The organism is Mesorhizobium loti CJ3sym, from assembly GCF_000472785.1.
In the GTDB taxonomy this organism is placed as follows: Bacteria; Pseudomonadota; Alphaproteobacteria; order Rhizobiales; family Rhizobiaceae; genus Mesorhizobium; species Mesorhizobium loti_E.
On sequence record NZ_AXAL01000018.1, the window covers coordinates 36,689 to 51,786 of the forward strand.

Annotated in this window: 10 protein-coding genes; 3 read left to right on the plus strand and 7 right to left on the minus strand. The window is 63.5% G+C overall.

Translation table 11 applies throughout. The features are described 5' to 3' along the window. Positions 1-5: 5 nt before the first annotated feature. The 7 genes from A3A9_RS0123530 to A3A9_RS0123560 form a co-directional block, all read right to left on the minus strand. Positions 6-644, minus strand: a complete 639-nt coding sequence (locus A3A9_RS0123530; protein ID WP_027060977.1) for a S24 family peptidase — start codon at positions 642-644, stop codon at positions 6-8. Between the two features lie 125 nt (positions 645-769). Further along, positions 770-1,315, minus strand: coding sequence for a thioesterase family protein (locus A3A9_RS0123535; RefSeq protein WP_027060978.1), 546 nt, complete (start codon positions 1,313-1,315; stop codon positions 770-772). Between the two features lie 9 nt (positions 1,316-1,324). Further along, entirely contained in the window at positions 1,325-3,544 is a 2,220-nt protein-coding gene (locus A3A9_RS0123540; RefSeq protein ID WP_027060979.1) for a 3-hydroxyacyl-CoA dehydrogenase NAD-binding domain-containing protein, read from the minus strand. Between the two features lie 14 nt (positions 3,545-3,558). Further along, a complete protein-coding gene (locus A3A9_RS0123545; protein ID WP_027060980.1) occupies positions 3,559-4,767 on the minus strand; it encodes an acetyl-CoA C-acetyltransferase in 1,209 nt (402 codons plus the stop codon). Positions 4,768-4,799: 32 nt separating this feature from the next. After that, the gene (locus A3A9_RS0123550; protein WP_027060981.1) at positions 4,800-5,972 is read right to left on the minus strand and encodes an acyl-CoA dehydrogenase family protein; all 1,173 of its coding nucleotides are present in this window, start codon (positions 5,970-5,972) and stop codon (positions 4,800-4,802) included. Between the two features lie 50 nt (positions 5,973-6,022). Continuing rightward, positions 6,023-7,813, minus strand: coding sequence for an acyl-CoA dehydrogenase (locus tag A3A9_RS0123555; protein ID WP_027060982.1), 1,791 nt, complete (start codon positions 7,811-7,813; stop codon positions 6,023-6,025). 247 nt (positions 7,814-8,060) lie between these two features. Continuing rightward, positions 8,061-8,522 (minus strand): MerR family transcriptional regulator, encoded by a 462-nt coding sequence (locus A3A9_RS0123560; protein WP_080680924.1) that lies wholly within the window; start codon positions 8,520-8,522, stop codon positions 8,061-8,063. A gap of 459 nt (positions 8,523-8,981) precedes the next feature. Here A3A9_RS0123560 and A3A9_RS0123565 point away from each other — a divergent pair, with 459 nt between their 5' ends. The 3 genes from A3A9_RS0123565 (at position 8,982) to A3A9_RS0123575 (ending at position 15,058) form a co-directional block, all read left to right on the plus strand. Further along, the gene (locus A3A9_RS0123565) at positions 8,982-13,151 is read left to right on the plus strand and encodes a peptidoglycan-binding protein (protein WP_027060983.1); all 4,170 of its coding nucleotides are present in this window, start codon (positions 8,982-8,984) and stop codon (positions 13,149-13,151) included. Positions 13,152-13,343: 192 nt separating this feature from the next. After that, complete coding sequence (locus tag A3A9_RS0123570; protein WP_027060984.1) at positions 13,344-14,267, plus strand: sulfite exporter TauE/SafE family protein; 924 nt, start codon at positions 13,344-13,346, stop codon at positions 14,265-14,267. After that, positions 14,267-15,058, plus strand: a complete 792-nt coding sequence (locus A3A9_RS0123575) for a TIGR02186 family protein (protein ID WP_027060985.1) — start codon at positions 14,267-14,269, stop codon at positions 15,056-15,058. Before A3A9_RS0123570 ends, A3A9_RS0123575 begins: the two co-directional genes overlap by 1 nt. Positions 15,059-15,098 lie beyond the last annotated feature (40 nt).

The following is a 15,098-nucleotide window of genomic DNA, read 5'->3' on the forward strand; positions in this document are numbered from 1 at the left end:
CGGACCTACTGACTTGCCCAGACAATCCGCGCCACCCATTCGACATCGCGCATGGGGATGTCGCGGTCTGGATGATCGGGATTAAGCGACACCAGCGCGATCGCCTTGACGGTCTGGCGCTCGAGCACCTTGGCCATCACCTCGCCCGCGGTGGTCTTGACCACGACGCGATCGCCCTTGCGGGTGGCCGCGCCCGGCTCGACGATGAGCACGTCGCCATTGCGGTAGAGCGGCAGCATGGAATCGCCTTGCACCTGCAAGGCATAGGAGCTTTCGGTCGATTGCGCGGGCAGTTCGACCAGATCCCAGCCCTGCCCCAAGGGAAAGCCGGCATCGTCGAAAAAACCGCCGGCGCCGGCCTGGGCAAAGCCGAGCAACGGCACGGAACTCCTGCGCGCCGATGCGACGCCGATGCGGCCTTCGATCAGCCCGGTGAACTCGTCGAGCGAAGCGCCCGTTGCCTCGATGATCTTGGCCAGTGATTCGGTCGAAGGCCAGCGAGGCCTGCCATCCGACGACAGGCGCTTCGACTTGTTAAAGGCGGTTGAATCGAGGCCCGCGCGCCTTGCCAGACCTGACGCCGAAAGCGAATAACGCTCGGCAAGAGCATCGATGGCGGCCCAGACGCGGTCGTGCGAGAGCATGTCGTGCTCTCCTTCGAGACAGGAAAAAATGCCTGTCCCTTCTAGTCCGCGAACACCGCTTTGTCCACCGGCACCGCTCACACGACACACATTCGTGTCGACCGTGGACATAGAGATTCCCAGGATCAATCGGCCGCCTTGGCGAGGGTGCGCAAACCCCGGTGCGACGTCATGAAAATCCGTTCCTCCTGCGTCGGCGGCCGCGGGGCGACCGTACGGCCAAGTGCAGCGACAACCTCGTCAATATCGAGGAAGCGGCGCGCCTTGCGGTCGTAGACGCCGGCCGTCGTCAGGATCAAGGCAGCCGTCTCGCCATTGTCGAGGACGAAGCGGTGCTTGCCGATGACCTGGCTGCCTTCCCAGGTCTCGATCGACGACACCACTTCGAAGCGGCGCCACAGCTTGATTTCGCGCGCATAGACCGCCTGCAACCCGCCCATCATCGGCGCCCAGCCATTCTTCCGCGCCAGCGTGATCAGGCCGGCGCGGACGAAGAGGTCGATACGGCCGAGATCGGCCAGCATCATGCAGCGCGCATTGTTGAGATGGACGTTGAAATCGATATCGGTCGGCAGGCAGCGAAAGGCCAGCCGGCTTTCGCCGCCCATCACATAGGGGCCACGGCTGCGCGCCGTGGCCAGCATGCGCGCCATGCGCGCCCAGACATACATAATCTGGCGTCAGGCGGCCTGCTTCACATCGCGCTTGGCGTAGGGGTCGAAGCGTTCGTAGAAAGTTTCGCCCTTCTCGGCCATATCGAGCAGCAGCTTGGGTGCCTTGAACTCGGCGCCGTATTTCTTCTGCAAGCCCTTGGCGATCTTGACGAAGCGCTTGGCGCCGATGCCGTCGATGTAGGACAACGCACCGCCGGTATAGGGCGCAAAGCCGAAGGCCAGGATCGAGCCGACGTCGGCCTCGCGCGGATCGGTGACGATGCCCTCTTCCATCACCCGTGCCGCTTCCAGCGCGATGGTGACAAGCAGCCGCTGCTGCAACTCCTCGTAGTCGACCTTCTCGGGCGCAAGCTGCGGATAGAGCTCCTTCAACCCTGGCCACAGCTTCTTCTTGGCCGGCTTGGCAGGGTAGTCGTAAAAACCCTTGCCGTTCTTGCGGCCGAAGCGGCCATGGTCGTCGACCATGGTGTTGATCAGCGCCATCTGCTTGGCGTCGACAGCCTTGTCGCCGAGATCCCTGATGGTCTGCTTCATGATCTTCTGGGCAAGGTCGATCGCGGTCTCGTCGGTCAGCGCCAGGGGACCAACCGGCATGCCGGCGGCCTTCGCGGCATTCTCGATCATCGGCGCCGGAACGCCTTCGATCAGCATCTTGTAGGCCTCCGACATGTAGCGCAGCACGCAGCGGTTGACGTAGAAGCCGCGTGTGTCGTTGACGACGATCGGCGTCTTCTTGATGGCGCGGACGAAGTCGATCGCGGTCGCCAGCGCCTTGTCGCCCGTCTTCTTGCCCAGGATGATCTCGACCAGCATCATCTTGTCGACCGGCGAGAAGAAGTGGATGCCGACAAAATTCTTCGGCCGCACCGAATTCTTTGCCAAGCCGGTGATCGGAATGGTCGAGGTGTTCGACGCGAAGATCGCCGACGACTTCAGCACGGCTTCTGCCTGTTCGGTGGCGGCCTTCTTGACGGCCGAATCCTCGAACACCGCCTCGACCACCAGGTCGCAGCCGGCGAGATCGGCATAGTCCGATGTCGGTGTGATGAGCGACAGCAGCTTGTCCTTCTCCTCGGGCTTGGCGCGGCCCTTCTTGACCTGATTCGAGACCAGGCTGTCGGAATGGGCCTTGCCCTTCTGGGCCGACTCCAGGTCGCGGTCGAGGAGAACCACCGGGATGCCGGCCTTGGCGGTGACATAGGCGATGCCGGCACCCATGAAGCCGGCGCCGAGAATGCCGATCTTCTTGAATTTGGTTTCCGGCACGCCGGCCGGGCGGCGCGCGCCCTTGTTCAGCTCCTGCAGGGAAACGAACAGCGAGCGGATCATCGCCGCTGCTTCCTTGCTCTGCATGATCTCGGTGAAATAGCGCTGCTCGATCCGCAGGCCGGTGTCGAACGGCACCAGCAGGCCTTCATAGACGCTTTTCAGGATCGCGGCGGCGGCCGGATAATTGCCATAAGTTTCGCGGCGCAGGATGGCGATGGCCGGCGGCCACAGATTGAAGCCGGCCGGCGAATAGATCTGGCCACCGGGCAGTTTGAAGCCCTTCTCGTCCCAGGGCTGGACGGCTTTCAGACCATTTTTGATCATCGCCTTGGCGGTCTCGATCAGCTTGGCTGGCTCGGCGATCTCATGGATCAGGCCCATGGCCTTCGCCTTCTGCGGCGACAGGTTCTGGCCCGAGGTCAGCATCTGCAGCGCCTGCTGCTGATCGGTCAGCCGTGGCACCCGCTGGGTGCCGCCTGCGCCGGGGAAGATGCCGACCTTGACTTCCGGCAAGGCCATCTTGACCTTGTCTGAGTCAGCGGCGACGCGGCCGTGGCAGGCCAGCGACAATTCGAAGGCGCCGCCCATGCAGGTGCCGTTGATCGCCGACACCCAGGGCTTGCCCGATGTTTCGAGCTTGCGCCACAGGCCGCCCATGCGGCCGGCATTGTCGAACAAAAGCTTTGCCGCCTTCTCCGGATCCTTGGCCTTCTCCGTGGCAAACACCGTCAGCATCTTCTGCAGCATGGTGAGATCAGCACCACCCGAGAAGCTGTCCTTGCCCGAGGTGATCACCGCGCCCTTGATGCCGGCGTCGGCCACCACCTGGTCGATGATCTTGTCGAGCTCGTTCATCACCTCTTCGGTGAAGACGTTCATAGAGCGGTCGGGCATGTTCCAGGTGACCAGCGCAATGCCGTCGGCGTCGGTGTCGAGGGTAAAATTGGTGTAGCTCATGATTTTTCTCCCCGTCAGACGCGTTCGATGATCGTTGCGGTGCCCATGCCGGCGCCGATGCAGAGCGTCACCAGCGCGGTGTTGAGGTCGCGGCGCTCGAGTTCGTCCAGCACCGTGCCGAAGATCATCGCGCCGGTGGCGCCGAGCGGATGGCCCATGGCGATGGCACCGCCGTTGACGTTGATCTTGTCGTGCGGAATGTCGAACGCCTGCATGTAGCGCAGCACCACCGAGGCGAAGGCTTCGTTGAGCTCGAACAGATCGATGTCCGACAGCTTCATCTTGGCGCGCTTCAACAGCTTTTCGGTGACGTCGACCGGACCGGTCAGCATCAGCACCGGCTCGGAGCCGATGTTGGCGAAGGTGCGGATGCGGGCACGTGGCTTCAGGCCCATCGCCTTGCCGGCCTTCTTGGAGCCGAGCAGCACGGCGGCGGCGCCATCGACGATGCCGGACGAATTGCCGGCATGGTGGACGTGATTGACCTCTTCGACTTCCGGATGCTTCTGCACCGCGACGGCATCGAAGCCGCCCATTTCGCCCGGCATGATGAAGGACGGGTTGAGCGAGGCCAGCGACTGCATGTCGGTCGACGGGCGCATATGCTCGTCATGGTCGAGGATGGTCAGGCCGTTCTGGTCCTTGATCGGAATGACGGAGTTCTTGAAGCGGCCATCCGCCCAGGATTTTGCGGCCCGCTTCTGGCTCTCGACGGCATAGGCGTCGACGTCGTCACGGCTAAAACCGTATTTGGTGGCGATCAGGTCGGCCGAGATGCCTTGCGGCACGAACCAGCCGGGCAGGCCGACCGAAGGGTCCATGAACCAGGCGCCACCCGAGGCGCCCATGCCGACGCGCGACATGGATTCGACGCCACCGGCGATGACGATCTCGTCGGCGCCCTGCGCGATCTTGGCGGCGCCGAAATTGATGGCATCGAGACCCGAAGCACAGAAGCGCGATATCTGCATGCCGGGCGCCTTGTTGTCGTAACCGGCCTCGAAAGCGGCGGCGCGCGGAATGACTGAGCCCGCCTCGCCGACCGGATCGACGCAGCCGAAGATGATGTCGTCGACGGTGCCTGTATCGAGCCCATTGCGGTCGCGCAGCGCTTCGAGTGTCTTGGCGGCAAGCCGCACCGCCGGCACTTCGTGCAGCGATCCGTCCTTCTTGCCCTTGCCGCGCGGCGTGCGCACGGCGTCATAGACATAAGCGTCAGCCATTTTCTTGCTCCTTGGTTCGCCTGATGTCGCTCTCAGAGAGAGCGGCCAATCAGCAATTTCATGATCTCGTTGGTGCCGCCGTAAATGCGCTGGACGCGAGCGTCGCGGAACATGCGGGCGATCGGATATTCATTCATGTAGCCATAGCCGCCATGCAATTGAAGGCATTCGTCGACGACTTTTCCCTGCAGGTCGGAAAGCCAGTACTTGGCCATCGAGGCTGTCACCGGATCGAGGCCACCATTGATGTGGCGGGTGACGCAATCATTGTAGAAGACGCGGCCGATGGTCGCCTCGGTCTTCAGCTCAGCCAGCTTGAACTGGGTGTTCTGGAACTCGATGATCGCCTTGCCGAAGGCCTTGCGCTCCTTGACGTAGTCGATGGTCAGCGCCAGCGCCCGCTCGATCATGGCGATGGCGCCGGTGCCGATCTGCAGCCGTTCCTGCGGCAATTGCTGCATGAGCTGGATGAAGCCCTGTCCCTCTTCATGGCCAAGCAGGTTCGAGGTCGGCACGCGCACGTCGTTGAAGAACAGTTCCGACGTGTCGTTGGCCTTCAGGCCGATCTTGTCGAGGTTGCGGCCGCGCTCGAAGCCGTCGACCTCGTCGGTCTCGACGACAACAAGCGAAGTGCCCTTGGCACCCTTGGCCGGATCGGTCTTCGTGACGACGATGATGAGATTGGCCAGTTGGCCGTTGGTGATGAAGGTCTTGGAGCCGTTGATCTTGTACTGGTTGCCATCCTTCTCAGCCCGCGTCTTGACGCCCTGCAGGTCGGATCCGGCACCGGGCTCGGTCATGGCGATGGCGCCGATCAGTTCGCCGGCGGCCAACCTCGGCAGCCATTTCTTCTTCTGCTCCTCGGAGCCGTAGTGGAGGATGTAGGGCGCAACGATCGCATTGTGCAGGCCGATGCCAAAGCCGTCGACGCCGACATGGCCGATGGCCTCGATGATGGCGCTCTCATGCGCGAAGGTGCCGCCGGAACCTCCATATTCCTCCGGCATCGAGGCGCAGAGCAGGCCGGCGGAACCTGCCTTCAGCCAGCTTTCGCGGTCGACCATTTCGTTCTTCTCGAACTCGTCGTAGCGCGGCGCGATCTCCTCCGACATGAAGCGGGTCGCCATGTCGTAGAGCATGCCGACCTCGTCCGCCGCCCAGGCGGGCTTCGGCAAAGAGAGCACTTCGGCTGGATTTGTCGCCACGATTTCCTCCGCGTTCGAAATTGTGGGCCGGCGCTGCCGGCCCGCCGAACCTAGAACGCTTCCGCAGGCAGCGCCATTAGCGTGTCCGCGCCACTCGAAATGCGGGCGAGGTGCGCCGAGGTCTCCGGCATGATCCGCTCCATGAAGAAGCGCGCCGTCACCACCTTGTTGTCGTAAAACGACTGGGAGCCGTTGGCGCCGGTCTTGCCCTGCGCCGCCTTGGCCATCTGCGCCCACATGTAACCCAGCGCCACGAGGCCGAAGAGATGCATGTAGTCGGTCGAGGCGGCACCGGCATTGTCGGGCTTGGCCATGCCGTTCTGCACCAGCCACATCGTCGCCGCCTGCAGATCGTTGAGGCCCTTCTTCAACCCCTTGGTGAACGGCGCCATCTTCTCGTCGGCGCGGTTTTCTTCACAGAACTCGCCGACTTCCTTGAAGAAGGCCTGGATGGCGCGACCGCCATTCAGGCCGAGCTTGCGGCCGACGAGGTCGAGCGCCTGGATGCCGTTGGCGCCTTCATAGATCATGGCGATGCGGGCATCGCGCACGAATTGGCTCATGCCGTGCTCTTCGATGTAGCCGTGGCCGCCAAACACCTGCTGCGCCATGACGGCATGGTCGAAACCCTTGTCAGTGAGCACACCCTTGACCACCGGCGTCATCAGGCCGGTGTAGTCGTCAGCCGCCTGGCGGTCCTTGTCGTCTGCGGAACGATGGGCGATGTCGGACTTGATCGCCGTCCACAATGCCAGTGCACGGCCGGCCTCGTTGAAGGCCCTCATGGTCATCAGCGAGCGGCGGATGTCGGGATGGACGATGATCGGGTCGGCCTTCTTGTCCGGCGCCTTGGCGCCTGACAGCGAGCGGCCCTGCAAGCGGTCCTTGGCATAGGCAACAGCGTTCTGGTAGGCGATCTCCGACAGCGACAGGCCTTGCAGGCCGACGCCGAGGCGGGCTTCGTTCATCATCGTGAACATCGCCTTCAGCCCGCCATTGGCCTCGCCGAGCAGCGTGCCTTGCGCCTCGTCATAGTTCATGACGCAGGTCGAATTGCCGTGGATGCCCATCTTCTCCTCGATCGAACCGCAGGAGAGCGTGTTGCGTTCGCCCGGATTGTCCGACGCATCGAGCTTGAGCTTCGGCACGATGAACAGCGAAATGCCCTTCACACCTTCCGGCGCGCCCTCGATGCGGGCCAGCACCAGATGGACGATGTTGTCCGACATGTCGTGCTCGCCGGCCGAGATGAAGATCTTCTGGCCCGAGATTTTGTAGGTGCCATCGCCGTTCGGCACCGCCTTGGTGCGCAGCAGGCCGAGATCGGTGCCGCAATGCGGCTCGGTCAGGTTCATGGTGCCGGTCCAGGCGCCTTCGATCATCTTCGGCAGCCAGGTCGCCTTCTGCTCGTCAGTGCCGTGGGTGATGATCGCCGCGATCGCGCCCTGGGTCAGGCCCGGATACATCATCAGCGACATGTTGGCCGACACCATGTATTCGGCAACGGCGGTGTGCACAGCATAGGGCAGGCCCTGGCCGCCGAACTCGACCGGTGCTGCCAGTCCCATCCAGCCGCCTTCACGATACTGGTCGTAGGCTTCCTTGAAACCCTTGGGCGTCGTTACAGAGCCGTCCTCATGGCGCACGCAGCCTTCCATGTCGCCGACACGGTTGAGCGGATGCATGACATTTTCAGCGAGCTTGGCGCCTTCGGCGAGAATCGCCTCCAGCACATCTGGCGTGGCGTCGGCAAATCCGGGAAGGTTCGAATAGCGCTGATAGCCCAGCACCTCGTTGAGCACGAACAGCGTGTCTTGGACCGGGGCCCTGTAGATCGGCATGCTTTTCCTCCACCATGCGGATTTGGCCCCGAAATCAAGCCGTACGCGGCAAGCGGGCCAATGTCGAAGCCGCAATAGCAAATATTGACGTTTGCGTAAACGTCAATTCTTTGTGTCGCCAAAAATTTTGGCAGGCTTTTGATGCGCGCGGGATTTTGCGAGCACTCGGTTGCTCACCTCGATAAACGGAAAAAGCCGCGCGGCGACAGCCACGCGGCTTAATTCGATTGGTAACAAATAGGCTGGCTTAGCTGGCGACGCTGGCCTGGGTTGCCGAACGTTCGGTCAGCATCTGGCGCACGGCCGACATCGAGCCGCTGAGTTCATTGATGGCGTCGTCGATCAGCGCCCGCTGCTTCTGCAGGCGGGCAAGCTGCTTTTCCGACTTGTCCAGCGCCAGTCGCAGCTGCTTGGTGTTCGAACCGGTCGGATCATAGAGATCCATCATCTGCTTGACGTCGCGCAACGAGAACCCGACCTTGCGGCCGAGCAGGATCAGCTTCAGCCGGGCCTTGTCGCGGCGCGTGTAGAGACGGGTCGAACCGTCACGCTGCGGGTTGAGCAGGCCCTTGTCTTCGTAGAAACGCAGCGTGCGCAGCGTCACGCCGTATTTCTTGGCCATTTCGCCGATGCGGGCGAGGTCCTCGCCGGCTTCGACAGGTATATTGTTGGTGTTGGCCGCGGTCTCGCCGGCCGAGATAAGCTTCATGGTCACTGGCTTTCCCCATTTGTGGCGTCGCGGTCTTGCACCAGCATCGCCGGACTGAAGGCGGGGGCGTGCCTTCAGTCGTGGTTTCGACAAACAAAATCGCAAAACGGCACGCTTCAAGGCGCCTTTTACGTTTACGTCAATTCTATACCGATAGCCGCCTCATGACGCAAGGACGTTCTGTTGGGGGTGCTTTATGCCGCACCGGAGGCCGTCCAGCCAACTTCCTTGCAACTTCTTAAGCTTGGTTAACGCGTTGTTTACCACGTTGGGGGAAATGTGGGCGCGTCGGCTACCCGTGTTTATCCTGTATCGAATTTTTCACGGTTTTTCGGAGCGCGGGTGAAACCCCCGGGAAGCTTGTCTTTCACCGTGGCATGGAAGCGCGGTCGCCTTCGTTCCGGCAGGGGACTTGGGGAGCTGGTCGCAAGCTGGCCTATCTGAAAGACGGACGCACCAATGAACAACAAGCGGTCCTATCTCGATACACTCAATGCCGGCAGGCAGCGCAGGCCGCAGACCACGCTTGAGCAGTTGAACCGCTCGCTGGAAACGCTGGAGCAGCGACTGGGGCAGACCCGCGAGGAGGTCACGGCACGTCCCGCTCCGCGCCAATACGGCGCCGACCCACGCTACCCCGCAGCTGACCCGCGTTATCCAGCCACCGATCCGCGCTCTCCCGCCACGGACCCGCGTTATCCCGCCGCGCAGCCGACCGGCCAGCAACGGTGGTACGAGGATCCGCAGCCGGCACCACGCCCGCAGAACCCAGCACCTGCCCCTTCATTCGACCAGAACTACCAAGCCATTGCCCGCGACATCGATCGCGTGCGCGGCCAGGAAGACAGCGTCGCCATGGTCGGCAAGATCGCCGGCGAGTTGCGCGGCATGCGCGAGGAGCTGCGCCATCAGATGACGTCGGGCCTGCAGCGCGAATTCGATGCGCTGCGCAAGGATATCGACCGCGCCTTCCAGTCGAACGCCCAGCCCGGCGCATCAGGCAAGGGCAGCGCCGAGCTCGGCGTCGAATTTGAACGGCTTTCCGGCGCCATCAAGTCGCTGTCGGAAAAGAGCGACGACAGAAGCGTCAATCTGCTGCGGCTGGAGCTCGAGCAGGTCAAATCAGCGCTCGACACGCTGGCTCGCGAAGAAAGCGTGCAGAAGGTCGACCGCCGCTGGGACGATTTCGATCGCCGCTGGTCAGCTTTCGAGGACCGCGTCGACGCCGACCAGCGCAAGCGTTCCGACGATCCCGGCCTTTCGGCGCTGACCGACCGGCTGGAGCAGATCAGCAACGCCGTCAACAATTTGCCGGAATCGCTGTCGCTGCGATCGCTGGAGGAGAAGGTGCGCACACTGGCAGGCGCCGTCGAGCACTTCGCCAGCCAGCAGGACGATCGCGGGAGCGATACGCTTGGCATGATCGATGAGCGGCTGGACGAGATTTCCCGTGCCATCGTCGCCTCGACCGTCGCGGCACAGGCCAATTCGGTCGATCATGAAGCCTTTGAGCGCATCGAGAAGCGGATCGATTCGCTCGCCCGGCAGATCGAGGAAGTGGCGCAGGACCACCCCGGCAATGCGGTCATGGATCGCCTGGGCACGCTGTCGAGCCGGGTTGACGAACTCGCCGGCCGCGCCAACCTGCCTGAACAGGCGATGGAACGGCTGGCCAAGCAGATCACGCTCATCGCCGACAAGATCGACCAGGCACCTGCCATGCCCGATGCCGATTACATCTTCCAGGGCCTCGAACAGCGCTTCGACGTGCTGTCCGGCATGATGGAACGCCGCCAGGGCGACGCCATCGAACAAGGCAATATGCTGTTTCGCGATCTCGAGCGCCGGCTGGACGAAGTTGCCGACCGGCTGGACCAGCGCATGCCGCAGGTCGACAGCGCCGGCATCATGGATGCTATCGACGCCCGCTTCACCGCCCTTGCCACGCGCATCGAAACGCGCGCTCCCGATCCCGCCGGCGAAGCGGCGATCCGTGGGCTGGAAAGCCGGCTCGAGGACATTTCCAGCCGGCTTGACGCATCGGCGGCCCAGGTGGCCGGCATCGATCCCGCATTGATCCGCAGCCTGGAGGCGCAGGTCGCCGGCCTGTCCGCCCATCTTTCCAAGCCCAGCACGCCGCTGCCGGAATTCGAGGACATCAGCCCGCGCCTCGACGAGATCGAAAAGGCGCTGGCCGGGACCCGCGATTCCATCCTCGGCGCGGCACGCGAGGCGGCCGAGAGCGCGGTGCGTTCGCTGGCCGGTTCGAACGCCAACGCGACGGCCGTTTCCGGCCTCGCCCAGGACCTGAAGACGCTGGAAACACTGACGCGGCGCTCCGACGAGCGCAATTCGAGAACGTTTGAAGCCATCCATGACACGCTGCTGAAGATCGTCGACAGGCTGGGTTCGCTGGAAACCAGCGAACCGTCCGAGGCGATAAGCGAACTCCTGGACACAGCACCGCCGGAGCCGAATGCCTGGCGCGGCGCAAAGCGGCCCAAGATGGCCGTCGAGGCACCGTCGATGGATATCGACGAACCCATGCCGCTGACCGGAGACATGGCCGATCTCGACGGCCGCGCCGCCGCCATATTGGGCAACGACCCGGGCCCGCGTGGCGATTTCGGCACGCGCAGCGACCTGGGTATGCGCAGCGACCTGGGTATGCGTAGCGACCCGCGTGGCGACTTGAGCACGCGCTCGCCGGCGGAAGCCGCCGCTGCTGCCGCCATTGCGGCGCTCGGGTCAGACACCGTCGCCGCGAAAGATGCGCCGGCTGGCCGCAAATCGATGTTTGGTGGGCTGGCACGCGCCTTCAAGGGCAAGAAGGCGGCGGACATTCCGCCGCTGGCCGGGTCGGCGCCGAGCGCCGACATCCCGAGCGTCGATCTCGACGAGCCGCTCGACCCGAAAGTGGCCAACCGCCCGCTGGAGCCCGGCTCCGGCGCACCCGACCTCAATGCCATCATGAAGCGTGTGCGCGACGAGCGCGGGCAACCGACCAAGCCCAACGATGGCGACGCCGCGAAATCGGATTTCATTGCGGCCGCCCGACGCGCCGCCCAGGCCGCCGCGGCCGAGGCAGACGCCTTGAAGCGGCAGTCGACGATGAAAGGACCTGTGAAGGCACTCAGGATCGGCGACCTGCTCAAGGCACGGCGCAAGCCGATCCTGATGGCGGCGGCGGCGATCATGCTGGCGCTTGCCGGCCTGCAGCTCGGCAAAGCGTTTCTCTCGGATCCTGCCCAGGTCGCAACCAACGACACGGCGCCGATCGCCGCCTCGCAACCGGTGCAAACGGCATCCCTCGACACAGCGAGCCAGCCGAAGACGGAAGCGCAGCCGGCGGCGACGGACAACGCGCAGGCCCGCTCCGTGAGGCAAGCCGAGCCGTCGGTGCCAGTAGCCAAGGACAACATGGTGGCCCAGACCGCCCTGGCCATGCCGTCGGACACTGACGCGATGGCGAATACAGTGCCCGCGGCCGAGCCCGCTGCGGCGCCTGCGGCTTCGGCCACCTCTTCGGGCCCGAGCGCTCCCGCCTCCGACGCGATGGCTTCAGCCGCTTCGGCGCCAGTTGCGCCCATTTCCACGACCCCGATGGACGCGACGGCTTCTGAGCCGGCCGCCGTCACCAGCGGTGCGCAAGCGACGGATACCGACGCGCAGCCGGCTGCAGCCGCGCCAATAGCGGCCAGCGACAGCACGGCCAAGGACACCACCGGTGCCGTGGCACCGGCGGATGCGCAGACAGCGGCAACCACCGCCAAGTTCGACATTCCGGCCGATGCCGGCCCGGCCGCGCTGCGCGATGCCGCAGCCAGTGGCGACGCCAAGGCGCTGTTCGAGATCGGTTCGCGCTACGCCGAGTCGCGCGGCGTCAAGGAAGACATGGCGGCAGCCGCCAAATGGTACGAGAAATCGGCGGAACTCGGCTTCGCGCCGGCTGAATACCGCATCGGCAATTTCTACGAGAAGGGCATTGGCGTCGCGCGCGACATCAAGAAGTCGAAGACCTGGTACCAGCTCGCCGCCGAGCAGGGCAACGCCAGCGCCATGCACAATCTGGCCGTGCTGTTCGCCATGGCCGCAGATGGCGTGACCGACAATGAATCGGCTGCGCACTGGTTCCAGGAAGCGGCCGACCTCGGCGTCAAGGACAGCCAGTTCAATCTCGGCATCCTCGCCGCCAAGGGCGTCGGCATGAAGCAGAACCTCGAAGAATCCTACAAATGGTTCGCGCTCGTTGCCAAGACCGGCGACAAGGATGCTGCCGCCAAGCGCGACGAGATCGCCAATGCGCTGCGGCCCGAACAGCTCGATCGCGCCCGCGCCGCAACCGAATTGTGGAAGGCCAAGCCGCTCAACCCAGCGGCCAATTCGGCCGACATTCCCGAATCCTGGCAGGAAGGCACGCCGCAGACGACCGCCGGCATCGACATGAAGAAGGCGGTCAAGAACATTCAGCTCATCCTCAACAAGAACGGCTATGATGCCGGCGGCGCCGATGGCGTCATGGGCGAGAAGACCAAGAACGCGATCATCGCTTTCCAGACCGACAGCAAGCTGCCGGCGACCGGCGCGGTCGATGAAAAACTGGTCAAGGCGCTGCTGGCGCGCAAATAAGAAGAAGAAGCGTCGTTTCCACGACGCTCCTGCCACACATTTGCCTGTTAACTGATTGAGATATTTTTGTTTCGGCGGCGCGGCGCGGTTTGACTTCGCTGCGTCTCCTGCGCAAGAAAAAATTGGCTTTTCGGTGCGAGACTGCCCACAACGGCTGTATTCGCCGACAGGCAAACTGATCGAGACTGACGGGTGGGCATCTATCTCCCGATTGCGGAAATTTCCGTCAACGTCTTCGTGCTGCTGGCCATGGGTGCGGCGGTGGGCTTCCTGTCGGGCATGTTCGGCGTTGGCGGCGGCTTCCTCATCACGCCGCTCTTGATCTTCTACAACATTCCCCCGGCGATCGCGGTCGCCACCGGCGCCAACCAGGTCATCGCCTCTTCCGTCTCCGGCGTCCTTTCGCACATGAAGCGCGGCACGCTCGACTTCAAGCTCGGCGGCGTGCTCCTGGCCGGCGGCATCATCGGCTCGACCGGCGGCATCTACGTCTTTGCCTTCCTGCGCAGGCTCGGCCAGCTCGACCTGTTCATCTCGCTGCTTTATGTCGTGCTGCTCGGCACGGTCGGCGGGCTGATGCTGGTCGAAAGCATCAATGCGCTGCGTGCCACACGCAGTGGCGCCGCCCCGGTGCTGAAGAAATCCGGCCAGCACAACTGGATCCACCGCTTGCCGCTGAAGATGCGGTTCAGGGCCTCGAAACTCTTCGTCAGCGTCATCCCGGTGCTTGGCCTTGGCGCCGGCATCGGCTTCCTGTCGTCGATCATGGGCGTCGGTGGCGGCTTCATCATGGTGCCGGCGCTGATCTACCTGCTGAAGGTGCCGACCAACGTCGTTATCGGCACCTCGCTGTTCCAGATCATCTTCACCTCCGCCTACACCACGCTGGTCCATGCCACCACCAATCAGACCGTCGATGTCGTGCTGGCCTTCATTTTGATGGCGGGTGGTGTCGCGGGCGCGCAATATGGCGCCAAGGCCGGCCAGAGGCTGCGCGGCGAACAGCTCCGGGCGTTGCTGGCCTTGCTGGTGCTGGCGGTAGCGATCCGGCTTGCGATCGATCTTTTCGTCACGCCGCCCAATCTCTATTCGCTGTCTGCCCTGGGCCTCAACTGATGACGGGCCGCAAAGCGTTCGCAACCGCCATTTTCCTGTCACTGCTTGCGGCCGTCGTACCCGCCAAGGCACAGTCCCTGCTGCCGGAAGGCATCCAGATCGGGCTTTCCACCGACAACGTCTCGATCACCGCCGGTTTTTCCGGTGCAGACCTGACCATCTTCGGCTCGCTGGAAAACCCCGACCCGCTGGTCGCACGCCAGAACCGCTATGATGTCATCGTCGTGCTCGAAGGCCCGCCGCGACCGGTGGTGGTGCGGCGCAAGGACCGGGTGCTCGGCGTTTGGGTCAATCTCGATTCCGAAACCTTCGAGAACGTGCCGATGTCCTATTCGGTGGCGACGACGCGGCCGCTGCAGGACATCACCGAACCCAACAGCTACAAGCAGCTGTCACTCGGCGCCTCAAACATCTACATGCAGCCGGCCGACGCTGGCGACAGCCCGGCGACGATCGAAGAGTTCACTACGGCTTTGCGCGAACGCAAGGCCGCGACCGGCCTCTACAGCGAAAATGTCGGCGGCGTGCAATTCCTGTCGCAGAACCTTTTCCGCGCCACCGTCAGGCTGGCGCCCAATGTGCCAGTTGGGACCCATAAAGCCCGCGCGTTCCTGTTCAAGAGCGGTCTGTTCATCAAGGAGAGTTCGGCCCAGCTCGAAATCCGCAAATCCGGCTTCGAGCAGTCAATCTTCCGCGTCGCCCACAATTACTCCTTCCTCTATGGCGTCTTCGCCATAGCGCTGGCCATGCTGACGGGCTGGCTCGGCAGGCTGATTTTCCGCAAGGACTGAGACGCCCAAAAGGGGTTTCCCTTTCTCGCATCATGCTATA

Excerpts from the sequence above, each read along its gene's own strand:
- A3A9_RS0123545 (WP_027060980.1), bottom strand. The coding sequence starts at position 4,767 with ATGGCTGACGCTTATGTCTATGACGCCGTGCGCACGCCGCGCGGCAAG.
- A3A9_RS0123530 (WP_027060977.1), bottom strand. The coding sequence starts at position 644 with ATGCTCTCGCACGACCGCGTCTGGGCCGCCATCGATGCTCTTGCCGAG.
- A3A9_RS0123555 (WP_027060982.1), bottom strand. The coding sequence starts at position 7,813 with ATGCCGATCTACAGGGCCCCGGTCCAAGACACGCTGTTCGTGCTCAAC.
- A3A9_RS0123540 (WP_027060979.1), bottom strand. The coding sequence starts at position 3,544 with ATGAGCTACACCAATTTTACCCTCGACACCGACGCCGACGGCATTGCG.
- A3A9_RS0123560 (WP_080680924.1), bottom strand. The coding sequence starts at position 8,522 with ATGAAGCTTATCTCGGCCGGCGAGACCGCGGCCAACACCAACAATATA.
- A3A9_RS0123565 (WP_027060983.1), top strand. The coding sequence starts at position 8,982 with ATGAACAACAAGCGGTCCTATCTCGATACACTCAATGCCGGCAGGCAG.
- A3A9_RS0123535 (WP_027060978.1), bottom strand. The coding sequence starts at position 1,315 with ATGTATGTCTGGGCGCGCATGGCGCGCATGCTGGCCACGGCGCGCAGC.
- A3A9_RS0123575 (WP_027060985.1), top strand. The coding sequence starts at position 14,267 with ATGACGGGCCGCAAAGCGTTCGCAACCGCCATTTTCCTGTCACTGCTT.